The 13,358-nt window shown below is 64.3% G+C and carries 13 protein-coding genes; 9 read left to right on the top strand and 4 right to left on the bottom strand.

All coding sequences use genetic code 11. The features are described 5' to 3' along the window. The first annotated feature begins 126 nt into the window (after positions 1-126). From AAD018_RS06370 to AAD018_RS06350, 5 genes are all read left to right on the top strand, one after another. Positions 127-1,026, top strand: coding sequence for a LysR family transcriptional regulator (locus AAD018_RS06370; protein WP_367314667.1), 900 nt, complete (start codon positions 127-129; stop codon positions 1,024-1,026). Between the two features lie 640 nt (positions 1,027-1,666). Beyond that, positions 1,667-3,844, top strand: coding sequence for a phosphoribosylformylglycinamidine synthase subunit PurL (purL, locus tag AAD018_RS06365; protein ID WP_367314666.1), 2,178 nt, complete (start codon positions 1,667-1,669; stop codon positions 3,842-3,844). 172 nt (positions 3,845-4,016) lie between these two features. Continuing rightward, a complete protein-coding gene (locus AAD018_RS06360; protein ID WP_367314665.1) occupies positions 4,017-4,538 on the top strand; it encodes a hypothetical protein in 522 nt (173 codons plus the stop codon). Positions 4,539-4,625: 87 nt separating this feature from the next. Next, positions 4,626-5,186 (top strand): type 1 glutamine amidotransferase domain-containing protein, encoded by a 561-nt coding sequence (locus AAD018_RS06355; RefSeq protein WP_367314664.1) that lies wholly within the window; start codon positions 4,626-4,628, stop codon positions 5,184-5,186. Between the two features lie 154 nt (positions 5,187-5,340). Further along, positions 5,341-6,192, top strand: coding sequence for a lysophospholipid acyltransferase family protein (locus AAD018_RS06350; RefSeq protein ID WP_367314663.1), 852 nt, complete (start codon positions 5,341-5,343; stop codon positions 6,190-6,192). A gap of 3 nt (positions 6,193-6,195) precedes the next feature. Here AAD018_RS06350 and AAD018_RS06345 read toward each other — a convergent pair whose 3' ends face one another. The 3 genes from AAD018_RS06345 to AAD018_RS06335 form a co-directional block, all read right to left on the bottom strand. Continuing rightward, positions 6,196-7,218, bottom strand: a complete 1,023-nt coding sequence (locus AAD018_RS06345; RefSeq protein WP_367314662.1) for a serine hydrolase domain-containing protein — start codon at positions 7,216-7,218, stop codon at positions 6,196-6,198. An 81-nt stretch (positions 7,219-7,299) separates the two neighbouring features. Further along, a complete protein-coding gene (locus AAD018_RS06340) occupies positions 7,300-8,007 on the bottom strand; it encodes a transglycosylase SLT domain-containing protein (protein WP_367314661.1) in 708 nt (235 codons plus the stop codon). Further along, positions 8,004-8,570, bottom strand: a complete 567-nt coding sequence (locus tag AAD018_RS06335; protein WP_367314660.1) for a transglycosylase SLT domain-containing protein — start codon at positions 8,568-8,570, stop codon at positions 8,004-8,006. Before AAD018_RS06335 ends, AAD018_RS06340 begins: the two co-directional genes overlap by 4 nt. 281 nt (positions 8,571-8,851) lie before the next feature. Here AAD018_RS06335 and AAD018_RS06330 point away from each other — a divergent pair, with 281 nt between their 5' ends. From AAD018_RS06330 to gatB, 4 genes are all read left to right on the top strand, one after another. Further along, on the top strand, positions 8,852-10,444 hold the full coding sequence (locus AAD018_RS06330) for a GMC oxidoreductase (protein ID WP_367314659.1): 1,593 nt from the start codon (positions 8,852-8,854) through the stop codon (positions 10,442-10,444). Continuing rightward, positions 10,444-10,779 (top strand): hypothetical protein, encoded by a 336-nt coding sequence (locus tag AAD018_RS06325; RefSeq protein WP_367314658.1) that lies wholly within the window; start codon positions 10,444-10,446, stop codon positions 10,777-10,779. Before AAD018_RS06330 ends, AAD018_RS06325 begins: the two co-directional genes overlap by 1 nt. Continuing rightward, entirely contained in the window at positions 10,776-10,934 is a 159-nt protein-coding gene (locus tag AAD018_RS06320; RefSeq protein ID WP_367314657.1) for a hypothetical protein, read from the top strand. Before AAD018_RS06325 ends, AAD018_RS06320 begins: the two co-directional genes overlap by 4 nt. A gap of 68 nt (positions 10,935-11,002) precedes the next feature. Further along, positions 11,003-12,517, top strand: a complete 1,515-nt coding sequence (gene gatB, locus AAD018_RS06315; protein ID WP_367314656.1) for an Asp-tRNA(Asn)/Glu-tRNA(Gln) amidotransferase subunit GatB — start codon at positions 11,003-11,005, stop codon at positions 12,515-12,517. A 75-nt stretch (positions 12,518-12,592) separates the two neighbouring features. On the opposite strand, the gene AAD018_RS06310 is transcribed toward gatB, so the two are convergent. Next, positions 12,593-13,249 carry a hypothetical protein gene (locus AAD018_RS06310; RefSeq protein ID WP_367314655.1) on the bottom strand — a complete coding sequence of 219 codons (657 nt, stop codon included), beginning with the start codon at positions 13,247-13,249 and terminating at the stop codon, positions 12,593-12,595. Between the last annotated feature and the right edge of the window lie 109 nt (positions 13,250-13,358).

Genomic DNA, 13,358 nt, shown 5'->3' with positions numbered 1-13,358 from the left:
TGATCGTGGAGTATAGGTCACACACCCTGACCTAGAAAGCTTTTTCTGCCTACCTCGATAGAGCTTTGCCCTTCATTCGCCACACCGAATTCCTAGATAAAGCGCCAGACGCAAAGGACCGCACCGATGGACTGGGACAAGCTCCGCATCTTTCATGCCGTGGCCGATGCCGGCAGCCTGACCGCGGCCGGCGATACCCTGCACCTGTCGCAATCGGCCGTCTCCCGTCAGATCCGGGCGCTCGAGGAGACGCTGAACACCACGCTCTTTCACCGCCACGCCCGGGGCCTGATCCTCACCGAACAGGGCGAATTGCTCTTCGATGCCACCAAAAGCATGAGCAAACGGCTCGAAACCGCCTCCGCCCGCATCCGCGACAGCGAAGAGGAAGTGTTCGGCGAGCTGAAAGTCACCACGACAACCGGCTTCGGCACGATCTGGCTGGCCCCGCGCCTGTCGCGGCTCTATGCGCAATATCCCGATCTCAAGATCGACCTGATGCTCGAGGAACGCGTGCTCGACCTGCCCATGCGCGAGGCTGACGTCGCCATCCGTATGAAAGAGCCGTCCCAGGCCGACCTCATCCGCAAGCGCCTGATGACCGTCACGATGCAGCTTTACGCCTCGCAGGCCTATCTCGACAGCGCGCCGGATATCACACAGATCGAACAGATCGGCGATCACCGCCTGATCTGCCAGAATCCCTCCTCGTTCCAGGTCGCCGCCGGGGCCTCGCTGGTCCAGCACCTGCTGACCTACGACGTGCCCAGCCTGCTAACGATGAACAACTATTTCGGGGTGCTCCAGGCCACGCTCAACGATCTCGGCATCGGCGTGCTCCCCGACTACGTGGTCGAGGATTTCCCGGGCCTGATCCGCGTCCTGCCCGACATCTCCTCCGGTGACGTCCCCGTTTTCCTCGCCTATCCCGAAGAGCTGCGCCAATCCAAGCGCATCTCCGCTTTCCGCGATTTCGTCCAGGACGAAATTCAGGCCCACCGCCGCAAGGCGCGTCTCATCGCCTAAAAACGGCGCAAGATTGACCCAAGGTGAGCCATGCATGCAACGCATGTCGGCTTTGTTCAAAAGAATTGCTCTTCGGCCTTGATTGCCGCCGAGATCAACTCTACCTCGAATAGCGAAGGGGCAACTCTTCATACCTCCCTGTTGGACTTCGCCGGGCCTCGTGCCCGGCTTTTTTTTCGCCGCTGAACGGCACGGACTGCCTGACCTCGCTGGCGCTTCAGATCCGTGACTTTCAATAAATGATCGGCGAAGACGAGGCATCGTTTTGCGTCAAGTCCATACCCCGCAAGACTTATCCCGCGCGCTCTGTCCTTTATCCGAAACGATTAGAAAACCCGAGCAGCAGAGGCTGTCTCTCCTCTCGGAGGCGTCGAAGCAATACCAGTCATACTCACCCGAATGCTCCCCGTTTCTCCTAATTTCCCGCATCGGTTGAATTTTCCTGCGCATCAATGCATTCAAAATAGGTGCCGCGATCTCTGTCAGATACATCTGTCAACCAGTCCGCTCATGGCCGCAAATCGGTCGATCCACTGCGACGCATGATCGTGCCGCCGGTCCGCAACCGATTTCTCACCCTTTTCCCTCGCGCGGCGCTGTCCTAGAACGCACCGACCCGAGCAAGAAGGACCCCCCGCCCATGCGCGAGCCCGAGATCACGCCGGACCTCATCGAGGCGCACGGCCTGAAACCCGACGAATACGACCGTCTTCTCCAGCTTCTGGGTCGGGCTCCTTCCTTCACCGAACTGGGCATCGTTTCCGCCATGTGGAACGAGCACTGCTCCTACAAATCTTCTAAGAAATGGCTCCGCACCCTGCCGACCGAAGGGCCTCAGGTGATCTGCGGCCCCGGCGAGAACGCAGGTGTCGTCGATATCGGTGAAGGCCCGGACGGCCAGAAAATGGCCCTCGTCTTCAAGATGGAGAGCCATAACCACCCCTCCTACATCGAACCCTATCAGGGTGCTGCGACCGGCGTTGGCGGCATTCTCCGCGACGTCTTCACCATGGGCGCCCGCCCCATTGCCGCGATGAACGCGCTCAGCTTCGGCGAGCCGTCCCATCCCAAGACGAAATCCCTCGTCGCGGGCGTCACCGCAGGCATTGGCGGCTACGGCAACTGCTTTGGCGTGCCCACGGTCGGCGGCGAATGCCGCTTCCATGCCGCCTATAACGGCAACTGCCTCGTCAACGCCTTCGCCGCGGGCCTCGCCGATGCGGACAAGATTTTTTACTCCGCTGCCTCAGGCGTCGGTCGCCCCGTCGTCTATCTCGGCGCCAAGACAGGCCGGGACGGCGTCGGCGGCGCCACAATGGCCTCCGCCGAATTCGACGACACGATCGAGGAAAAACGCCCCACCGTTCAGGTCGGCGACCCCTTCACCGAAAAGCGCCTGATGGAGGCCTGCCTCGAGCTGATGGAGACCGGCGCCGTCATCTCGATCCAGGATATGGGTGCCGCCGGTCTCACCTGCTCTGCGGTCGAGATGGGCGACAAGGGCAATCTCGGCATCCGGCTCGATCTCGAAAAGGTCCCCACCCGCGAGCCGAACATGACCGCCTACGAAATGATGCTGTCGGAATCCCAGGAACGTATGCTCATGGTCCTCGACCCGGCCAAGGAGGCCGAGGCCAAGGCGGTTTTCGACAAATGGGACCTCGACTTCGCCATCGTGGGCGAGACGATCGCCGAAGACCGCTTCCTTATTTTCCACAACGGAGAAAGCAAGGCGGATCTCCCGCTCAAAGCCCTCTCCGGCGAGGCGCCTGAATACGACCGCCCCTTCAAAATTCCCACCACCCCGGACGCAGAGCCGCCCGCTGCGCCGAATCTCGATCCCATCGACGCGCTCAAACGTCTAATCTCCGATCCCAACCACGCCTCCAAAGCGTGGATCTACGAGCAATACGACCAGACCGTCATGGCCGACACGCTCCGCACGCCCGGCCAGGGCGCAGGCATCGTTCGGATCCACGGCATCGATAAGGCCATCGCCTTCACCTCTGATGTCACGCCCCGCTACGTCCGCGCCGACCCCATAGAGGGCGGCAAACAGGCCGTCGCCGAGGCCTATCGCAACCTCTCCGCCACTGGTGCGATGCCGCTCGCCACGACCGACAACCTCAATTTCGGCAACCCCGAAAAGCCCGAGATCATGGGCCAACTCGTCGGCGCCATCCAGGGCATCGATGAGGCCTGCAAGGCCCTCGACATGCCCATCGTCTCGGGCAACGTATCGCTCTATAATGAAACCGATGGCCAAGCGATCCTGCCCACCCCGACCATCGGCGCGGTCGGCCTGATCGACACGCCCGACCAGCGGATCGACGGCACCCTGCGCGACGGTCATACCCTGCTGCTGATTGGCGAGACGACCGGCCATCTCGGCCAATCCGCGCTGCTGGCGGCGCTCGGCCGCGAAGAGGGCGCACCGCCCCCCGTCGATCTGGAGGCCGAAAAGCGCCACGGCACCTTCATCCGCGACAATGCCGAGCTAATCCGCGCCTGCACCGACCTCTCGGACGGAGGCCTCGCGCTCGCCGCCGCCGAGATGGCCATCGCGGGCGGCGTCGGCCTGACGCTCGAGCCGGAGGATATCCCCACCCTCTTCGGCGAAGATCAGGCCCGCTATCTCGTCGCCTGCAACTTCGATCAAGCCGAAGCCCTGATGATCGCTGCCGCCAAATCGGACGTCCCCATCACCCCCATCGGCCACGCGGGCGGAGACAGCCTGCGCCTCGGCCAGTCAGACGCCCCCCTGACCGAGATTCAGACCCTCCACCGCGACAGCTTCGCCAAGGCGCTGACGATCTGACCTGCCCTCCGAGACGAGCGCAAACGAACAGCCCCCATCGCCCGGCGAAGCTGGCAGAGCCCCTCTCGCCACACCAAAATCCGCGCGCACGGGCGTAAGGAAAAATGTCAAATTCCTGCCGTTTTCGCTTTCTACGAAACAGCGCAGGGGACAGACCAAGGACTTTTTCACGATGCCTATTCTTATCGCACTTCTCGGCGTCATTGGCGGCGCCATCTGGTGGTATATCCGCTCCAACCCGCGCGACGCGCTCCACACCGCCGAAGACGTTGTCACGACCGTCCGCAACGCACCGCGCCGTCTCGCCTTCCGCAAGCAAACCGGCGCACACCCGGTCGAAGGGATCGAGGATCCGCGCATCGCCGTGGCTACCATCGCCCAGTCGTTTCTCGAACTCGACGATCTGCCCACCCAGAACCAGCGGACCCGCCTGACCGTCTCCATCCGCCGCGAGCTGCACGCCAGCGAGGCGGAAGCCGAAGAGATGCAGGTCCTCGGCCGCTGGCTCCAGCAGCAATGCGGCACGCCCGAAGCCGCCATCACCCGCACCGCGCGCAAGCTTTACAAGTTGGACGGCTCCACCTCCTTCGACACGCTTCTGGCGCTGCTCAAGGACGTGGCAGGCCCCGACGGTCTCAGCAATCGCCAGCGCGACGCCCTCGACGAGATCAAGCGCGCCTTCCGCATCCGCTGACGCGCCGTCAATCGCCTTTCGCGGAACACCGGGCCCGCCCGGCCCGTTCTCCTGACCGAACACAACATGTCCGGAAAGGAACCTGTTATGACCGCGATCACCGACGCCAAGATCCTCATCATGGCCACCCATGGCTACGAACGCTCCGAGCTGCATCAGCCGCTCGACGACCTGCGCAAGGCCGGCGCGACCGTCCATATCGCCAGCCCCGAAGGCGGCGACATCAAAAGCTGGGATGGCGACGATTGGGGCGACAGCATCGCCTCCGATCACAAGATCGCGGATATCAGCTCGTCCGACTATGATGCGCTCGTCCTGCCCGGCGGCCAGATCAACCCTGACATCCTGCGCACCAAGGACGACGCCGTCTCCCTCGTCAAAGCCTTCCACTCCGCCAACAAGCCCGTCGCCGCCATTTGCCACGGCCCCTGGATGCTGGTCGAAGCAGGGCTGGCCCGCGGCCGCCGCATGACCGCCTATCCGTCGATCCGTACCGATCTGACGAATGCGGGCGCCGAGGTTGTCGACGAACCCGTCGTCAGCGATGGCGGTCTCATCACCAGCCGCAATCCCGATGATTTGAACGCCTTCTCGTCCAAGATCATCGAAGAGATCGAGGCCCGCGGCCCCCAGACTGCCGCCGCCTGACCGACCTCTCCGGGTTTCGCTATCGGCGGGACCCGGATCACCAACAAGCCTCTTTTCGCCGATCTCCCTGCCGCTCCATGGTTCCCAGGCATAATCTATGGGAACTTTGATCATTGTCGCCTGTTTGTCACAAAACACTGATCTGAGGGCGCCCATGAAATCGCGCATCGACCCCCTCATCGCAGAGCGCGCGCCGTGGCTCCACCGTCCCGGCCTCCTCTCCTCGCTGTCCCGCCGGCCGCTCGAACGCGCTTTGGCCTATCCGGCGACGATCGCGCTCGCGAGCCTGCTCAAGGATGCCTCCAGCCGTGAGATCATGGATGCGATGGCCCGCCGCCTCGCCCGCGATGTGGAGCTGACCGGTCTGACGAACATCCCCCGCTCCGGCGCGGCGCTGATCGTCGCCAACCATCCCACCGGCATCGCCGACGGCATCATGCTCCACCACCTGATCCGGCGCATCCGCCCCGACGCTTTTTACTACGCCAACCGCGATATCCTGCGCGTTCTGCCGCAGATGGCCGACATCATCGCGCCCGTCGAATGGCGCGAGGACAAGCGCAGCCCCGCCAGCGCACGCGAGACCCTGCAATTCACCCGCAAGGCCGTCGATGCGGGCCGCCTCGGCGTGATCTTTCCCTCGGGCCGTCTGGCCAAACGGCGCGGCCTGCAACTGCACGAGCGCCCTTGGATGGCCTCCGCCGCGCGGCTCGCCAAAAAGTTCGACCTGCCGGTCATCCCGGTCCATGTGCGCGCCCGCAACTCGGCGCTCTTCTATCTCTTCGATCTGATCCACCCGACCTTGCGGGACATCACGCTCTTCAACGAGACGCTGAACAAGGACCGCCAGCCCTTCCGCCTCACGGTCGGAGAGCCGATCTCTCCCTCAGCCATCCCCGCCGACCCTGACAAAGGCATCGCGCTGCTCAAACAAGCGACGATGGCGCTCGCGGTTCCGAACGACAGCCCCTTTGTCTACAAGCGCCCGATCCGCAGATCCGCCTAAAAGCTACCGGCCGCGTTCCATCAGCAGACCCGCCGCCTCAAAGGCGCTCTCGCCGGGTCCTGCGACCAGAAACGTCGTGCCATCCCGCACGAAATGTCGCCACTCGGTCGAGAAGATCTCGTTGCCCCCGTCGTGCCAATACATCAGGCCCAGATCCTCCGATTCTTCGACGACCAACCCGTATCCATAAAAGCTTTCCCCGCCGCCCTCATCGGCATGGGGCGTCAGCGCCAGCGCGACAAGATCGGCCCCTACGATCCGCCCTTCCAAGAATGCCGACCAGACGTCCAGAAACGTCTCCGCCGTCGTCACGGCACCGCCATTGCCGATCAGCGCCCAACCCGGCGACGGGCGGCCCCAACTGGCCGCTTCGATCGGCCGCTGCCGATAAAACGTGCGCGCGCTTCGCTCCGACCGCAAGGATCGCGCCTCGTTATAGACGGCGCCATATCCGATCGGCCCAAGCCCGCGCGACGCCAGAACCCGCTCGATCAGATAGGTCTCGAATGACTGGCCCGAGGCGGTCTCGACAATCGCCGCCAGCACCGAATAGCCGACATTGGAATAGGCATAGCCACTCCCATCCAGAAGCGGCGCCTCGAAAGCGCGCCTCAGAAACGTCTCCCGGCCCAGATCCTCTGCATCGTCGGCGACCGATTCCACGAACCCGCTCGTATGGGTCAAAAGCTGATGAACAGTGATCCCGGCCTTCTCCGCAGGAACATTCGGCAGCAGATCGCCCAGCCGCGCCTGAAGATCGAGCCGCCCCTCCTCCACCAAATGCAAGACCGTCATAGCGGTCATGACCTTCGTCACCGATCCTAGATCGATCAGCGGATCGCCCTCCGGCTGGAACTCCGGCAAAAAGACCTCCACATCCCGCCCAGAAGGCGTCGCAAGAGCCACGATCACCGGCAGATCCTCTTCGGCAAGCGCAAGGACATCCCCATGGCTTGGCGCCGCAGAGGCCCCGCCCGCCAAAGCGCCCAAAACAAGACCGGCAAGCCCTCTTCTCATCGCCTGCATTCTCTCTCCTTCCGCGAAGGTTTCGGGCGGGCGGGTGTCGCTTCGGCGAAGCCGCAAGCGCAGTCGCCGCGCTCGAAGCGGTCAGTCTTCCCGCGCCACGGGCCGCACGCTCTCCAGCGGGCGGCAATAGGTCTGCCGCCGGGTCCAGGCGGCCATCTCGCGCCGCTTGGCCGAGCTGACCATCGGCCCCCAATCGGCCGCGACCCCGCGCCAGCGCCCGTCATGCACCGCAACCGCATTATCGCGCGGCACCGTCACTGCCATGATCCGCACCGCACAGCTCAGATTGTCGGTCGCATCCTTCAGCGCCGCCCCGGTTCTCGCATGGCAACCATAAGACCGCGCCGTCGGCGGAAAGATCTGCAGCAGCCCGAACCACTGGTTCCCGCCGCCCACCGCCGTCGGATTATAGGTGCTCTCGTGCTTGGATAAAGCCGACATCAGCCCCACCCAGAAGGCGCGGCGCTGCTCGGGCGAATTCTCCTCATAGGCCGGGCACCAGGCCTCGATATCCTGCGGCACCGTCTCCTCGAGGATCGCGCCGTGGGTCTTGACTGCCTGCAAAGCCGCCCGCGCCCAAAGCCGTCCGTTCAGACGGGTGTCCCAGCGCGTCCGCGGGATCCCAACCGCCCGCGCCACCGGGCGCACCGCGGACAAAGATGGATCCGCAGCCAGGGTTGGACGAACGGCGAGCGCCGGACCCGGCACCTCCGCCTCCAGATGCGGGGTCGCGCCCAGCGCCCCGGCCATCCCCCAGATCAAAAGCGCCCCAAGACGCGCGGCCTTCACGGCTGGCAATAGCTTTGCGCGCGGGTGAAAGCGCGCATCTCCGCCCGCTTCCCGCTGGAATGAAACGGCCCCCAGTCGAGCATCCCGCGCGCGATCGTCCCGCGCCTTTGCACCTGATGGGTCGCGATCCGCACCGCGCAGCTCAGATTGGCGGGACCGTCCTTGAGCGCCTCTCCCGTTTTGGCCGCGCAGCCATAGCCGCGCGCCGTCGCCGGATCGATCTGCACCAGCCCGAACCAGCGCCCGCCTCCGCCCACCGCGCGCGGGTTCCACGTGCTCTCATGCTCGGCCAGGGTCGAGAACAGCCCCGACCAGAACGCCGCCCGATCAGACGCATCCGCCTCCGGATAGGCCGGGCACCAGCGCGTCACATCCGCAGGCACCGTCTGCACCAGCGCCGCCCCATGCCCCCGGAGCGCGGTCAGCGCCGCCAGCGTCAACTCGTCCGAATCCGACCGGTGATCCCACGCCATCAGCGGCAGCCCCGGCGGTGCCTCTGGCGGCTCCTCCACCGCGCATCCGGCAAGCAGGACCGCAACGGCCAGCATCATCAGTCGTCTCATAACGTGTCTCTCCGGGCTTTAGCCTGTCTGTGTCGTGACAGATCTGGGCCGGGATCGCCTCCCATGTCAATTCACCGGGGTTAGACAAAGGCACCGATCCGCCCGGAATTGTTGACGAATCGGCGTCAGCGCGCCACCCTCACCACACGGGTCCGGGCCATCTGCCCGGCCGCTTTCCCCGCAGGCCGCGCCCTATTTCAAAGGCGGCCGTCCAGATGCTCCGGCAGGGGTCCGCTCGTTTCAAAGGTCCCCATGTCATTTGTAAAAAGTTGGTTGAGTAGATGATATTTGACGCCCGCTCCCTCTCCGAAGGTGACCTCATCGATGCCGATATCTGCATCGTCGGAGGCGGCCCCGCCGGAATCACCCTCGCCCTCGAATTGCGCGACACGCCGCTCAAGGTCGTCCTTCTGGAAAGCGGCGATCTGCACCCCGATCCCGAAACCCAGGCGCTCTATCAGGGCCCCAATCTGGGCTTTCAATACGATCCCCTCGACGAGGCGCGACTGCGCTTTCTCGGCGGCTCCTCGAACCACTGGGCGGGCAACTGCATGCGCTTGCGCCCGATCGATTTCGAACAGCTCGACTGGATGCCCCATTCGGGCTGGCCCATCGGCTACGACGATCTCGACCCCTTCTATGACCGCGCCCAGCCCTATTTCGAGATCCCGACGGATCGCCCCTACGACATCGACCACTGGTCGAGCGAGCTGAACCTGCCGCTCCTCGATCTCGATCCCGATCTGATGGTCAATATGGGCGCCAATGAAAGCCCGCCCACCGCCTTCGGCCATGTCTACGAGGAGGCGTTGCGCCAGGCAGACAACCTGCATGTTTTCCTCAACGCCAACGTTCTCGAGATAGAAACAGACATCAACGCAGCCAGCGTCACCGCGCTCAGCGTGGCCTGTATCGACGGCCCCACCTTGCGGGTCGAGGCGCGGCAAACCGTGCTGGCCATGGGCGGGATCGAGATCCCCCGCCTCATGCTGCTTTCAGACCGGGTCGCGCGAAATGGCATCGGCAACGAGGCGGGCCTCGTCGGCCGCTTCTTCGCCGATCATCCCGCCATCCGCCCGCCAATGCGCATCCTGATGGGCCGCCGCGCCCCGGATCTGGACCTTTATTCCACGACACACAGCGTCGAGAACGGCGTCCTTTACGGCGCGGTCATGGGATCGGATGCGCTCGCCCGCCGCGAAAAGCTGCCGGGCTTCATGTTCAACCTCTTCTACGACCGTCACTCCCCCGGCGCGCTCGCGGCCACCAACTTCTACCGCAACATCCGGGGCGGCAACGATATCCCCTATCTATCCTCGCAGGTCGCCAACCTCTTCACCGATTTCGACGGCGCGGTGAATGCGGTCCACGAACAGGTGACCGGCGCCCGCGATCCGCTGATCGACCGCGACTGGCTTGGCCCCTGGCTCTCCTTCGAATGCGTGCCCAACCCGGACAGCCGCGTGCATCTGGTGGACGAAACCGACCGTTTCGGCCAACGCCGGATCGCGCTCGACTGGCAGTTCACCGAACAGGAGATGCGCACCGTCAAACGCGCGACCGAGATCTTCGCAGCCGAAGCGACGCGGCTTGGCCTCGGCCGCGTCTGGACCGACGTGCTGCGCGAGGATTACGACTGGCCGCCCTATGTCGCGCGCGGCAAGCACCATTGCGGCACCACCCGCATGTCGGACGATCCGACCACCGGCGTCGTCGATGCCGATTGCCGCGTCCACGGCATGGAAAACCTTTATATCGCCAGCAGTTCTGTTTTCCCCACCAATGGCTTCGCCACCCCGACGCTGACCATCGGCGCCATGGCGATCCGCCTCGCCGACCACCTCAAATCCAGCACAAGATCGGGGAGCCTTTAATGCAGCGTCGCGATTTTCTTCTCACCTCGCTCCTCGCCGCCCTTGCCGGGACGGCGCCTGCCGCATCCCCGGCCGCTCAGGCCCTCGCCGATGCCCGAACCATAGGCCGCGCCGCGCTGGCCGAGGGCACCGTCTCCGCCGATCCTGCCGCCCTCGCCCGCGCGCTCGGCCTGCCGGATCCTTCCCTGCGGACCCTCCTCGCTCGCCACTGGACCCCAAGGATCGAGGGTGACCTCGCCTGCGCCGATACCCTTTATACCGCAGGCTGGCTTCTCAGTCGGACCGAGGTCCAGCTCTGCGCCCTCATCGCCTTGACCCAAGCGGCCAACGTATGACCCGGCTCCTCGTCACACTCGCCTTGCTGGCCGCGTGGATCGCCATCCTCGCGCTCTTCGTGCCCGGCAGCTTCTATTCCGGCACGGCCCTCGGCCTCCTCATAGCTTTTCTCTGGCTCGCCATCTCCGCGCTCCGCCGCCGCAAGCAAAGCTGACCTGTCGCATCTTGCCGCCGCCCCGTACCGGCGCTAGGACGGGGACGCTCAATCCAAAGGCGGACACGATGCTCGATCTTACCTACGAGGCCCCCAAACCCAAGGTCATCCACGGCGCCAAGGACGATTGGGAGCTCGTCATCGGGCTCGAGGTCCACGCCCAGGTCTCCTCGAATGCCAAGCTTTTCTCGGGCGCCTCCACCGAATTCGGGGCCGAGCCCAATTCTAACGTCGCCTTCGTCGATGCAGGCATGCCCGGCATGCTTCCGGTCATCAACGAGGGCTGCGTCGCGCTCGCCGTCAAAACCGGCCTCGGCCTCAAGGCCGAGATCAACTTGCACTCCGCTTTCGATCGCAAGAACTACTTCTACCCTGACCTGCCGCAAGGCTATCAGATCAGCCAGCTTTACGACCCTATCGTCGGCGAAGGCGAGGTGCTCGTCGACATGGAGCCCGGCATCGCCCGCCTCGTCCGCATCGAGCGCATTCACCTCGAACAGGATGCCGGCAAATCGATCCACGACATGGACCCCTCCATGTCCTTCGTCGATCTCAACCGCACCGGTGTCGCCCTGATGGAGATCGTCTCCCGCCCCGACATCCGTGGCCCCGAAGAGGCGGCCGCCTATGTCGTCAAGCTGCGCCAGATCCTGCGCTATCTCGGCACCTGCGACGGCAACATGCAAAACGGCAACCTGCGCGCCGACGTCAACGTCTCCGTCTGCCGCCCCGGCGATTACGAGCGCTATCAGGAAACGCAGGATTTCTCCCATCTCGGCACGCGCTGCGAGATCAAGAACATGAACTCCATGCGCTTCATCCAGATGGCCATCGACTACGAGGCCCGCCGCCAGATCGCCATCCTCGAAGACGGCGGCGAGATCGTGCAGGAAACCCGCCTCTACGACCCTGACAAAAACGAAACCCGCTCCATGCGCTCCAAGGAAGAGGCGCATGACTACCGCTACTTCCCCTGCCCCGACCTGCTCCCGCTCGAGATCGAGCAAGCCTGGGTCGACGACATCGCCGCCACGCTGCCCGAGCTTCCGGACGACAAACGCGCCCGCTTCGTCACCGAGTTCGGCCTCTCCGAATACGACGCCTCCGTTCTAACGGCCGAGGCCGCCTCCGCTGCCTATTTCGAAGCGGCCGCCGCAGGCAATGACGGCAAGCTGACCGCCAACTGGGTCATCAACGAGCTTTTCGGGCGCCTCAAGAAGGACGGCGACAAGGACATCACCGAAAGCCCCGTCGCCCCGCTTCAACTCGGCACGATCGTGGCGCTGATCACCAAGGGCGACATCTCAGGCAAGATAGCCAAGGACCTTTTCGAGATCGTCTATACTGAAGGCGGCGACCCCGCACAGATCGTCGAAGAGCGCGGCATGAAGCAGGTCACCGACACCGGCGCCATCGAAGCCGCCGTCGACGAAGTCATCGCCGCCAACCCCGATCAGGTCGAAAAGGCCAAGGCCAATCCCAAGCTCTCCGGCTGGTTCGTCGGCCAGGTCATGAAAGCCACCAGCGGCAAAGCGAACCCAAAGGCCGTCAACGAGATCGTGGCGAGAAAACTCGCCGACTAATCCGCAACCCAGAATTTGCCTGACGGATACCCGCGCCCGGAAAACCTCCGGACGCGGGACGCGCCGATCTATTGCCTAGCAGCTGACGTCGATGATCCAGGTCGTCGCAAGCCACCCGCTGTGAACCAACGCGCGGTTGTCGCTCGTACAACCCGCCATAGCAGCGGCAGCCGATGCCGCACGGGCGCGGACTTCCCGGCTCTTAAGCCCGAGACCATTCGCCGGCTCCAGAACCGCATAGGGAGATCCGTTCAGGATCACCAAACGCAAACCACCTGATATCCCCTCGGCCGAGAAGGGAACCGTCCTTGCATCATTGCTGGTGGCCGAGCTGTCGCCCGCCCGCCGGATCGCGGTAATGGTCCGGTCGCTCGGCCGATACCCCATACCTTTGATGCGCGGATCGTCGATCCGGTAGGTCGGCACTGATCCGGAAGCGACGAAAGTGGGCGCGACACCGCTTGCAGATGTCTGTCCCGGCGGGGTCCCGATCTCGACGGTCCGCGTCGTGCGCGTCCGCCCATCCGCCCCAACGACGGTCTGCGAGGTGACGGTGCCGCCACGAATGGCCGTGGTGGTGCTGGCGCCAGCAGGCTGTGGCGCCGCCGCGACAGTCGCGGGCACGCCGCCGCCAAAGTCATCGCCAAATCCGACGCCGCTTGCGCGCTTGGGGGCACTTGTTGTGCAGGCTGCCAATGCGCCGCACACCAGAAGAAGGGGAAGCTGTCTCATAAATATCTCCGTAAATGATAGCCATCCGGTCCGCGCCGATGATGGCGATTCTTCGGCAGCCCTGCGGCGAAGCCATGATAATGATCCGCAACCTGACATTGATCTCGCC

It is taken from the genome of Aestuariibius insulae, from assembly GCF_040783535.2.
GTDB classification, from domain to species: Bacteria; Pseudomonadota; Alphaproteobacteria; order Rhodobacterales; family Rhodobacteraceae; genus Aestuariibius; species Aestuariibius insulae.
The sequence above is the reverse complement of the archived record's forward strand: the minus strand, read 5'-3'. Positions and strand labels throughout refer to the sequence as shown.

What these genes read in the sequence shown, in the direction of transcription:
- AAD018_RS06335 (WP_367314660.1), bottom strand. Translation starts at nt 8,570, where the DNA reads ATGAGACGACTGATGATGCTGGCCGTTGCGGTCCTGCTTGCCGGATGC.
- AAD018_RS06360 (WP_367314665.1), top strand. Translation starts at nt 4,017, where the DNA reads ATGCCTATTCTTATCGCACTTCTCGGCGTCATTGGCGGCGCCATCTGG.
- gatB (WP_367314656.1), top strand. Translation starts at nt 11,003, where the DNA reads ATGCTCGATCTTACCTACGAGGCCCCCAAACCCAAGGTCATCCACGGC.
- purL (WP_367314666.1), top strand. Translation starts at nt 1,667, where the DNA reads ATGCGCGAGCCCGAGATCACGCCGGACCTCATCGAGGCGCACGGCCTG.
- AAD018_RS06355 (WP_367314664.1), top strand. Translation starts at nt 4,626, where the DNA reads ATGACCGCGATCACCGACGCCAAGATCCTCATCATGGCCACCCATGGC.
- AAD018_RS06350 (WP_367314663.1), top strand. Translation starts at nt 5,341, where the DNA reads ATGAAATCGCGCATCGACCCCCTCATCGCAGAGCGCGCGCCGTGGCTC.
- AAD018_RS06310 (WP_367314655.1), bottom strand. Translation starts at nt 13,249, where the DNA reads ATGAGACAGCTTCCCCTTCTTCTGGTGTGCGGCGCATTGGCAGCCTGC.
- AAD018_RS06345 (WP_367314662.1), bottom strand. Translation starts at nt 7,218, where the DNA reads ATGCAGGCGATGAGAAGAGGGCTTGCCGGTCTTGTTTTGGGCGCTTTG.
- AAD018_RS06320 (WP_367314657.1), top strand. Translation starts at nt 10,776, where the DNA reads ATGACCCGGCTCCTCGTCACACTCGCCTTGCTGGCCGCGTGGATCGCC.
- AAD018_RS06330 (WP_367314659.1), top strand. Translation starts at nt 8,852, where the DNA reads ATGATATTTGACGCCCGCTCCCTCTCCGAAGGTGACCTCATCGATGCC.
- AAD018_RS06325 (WP_367314658.1), top strand. Translation starts at nt 10,444, where the DNA reads ATGCAGCGTCGCGATTTTCTTCTCACCTCGCTCCTCGCCGCCCTTGCC.
- AAD018_RS06370 (WP_367314667.1), top strand. Translation starts at nt 127, where the DNA reads ATGGACTGGGACAAGCTCCGCATCTTTCATGCCGTGGCCGATGCCGGC.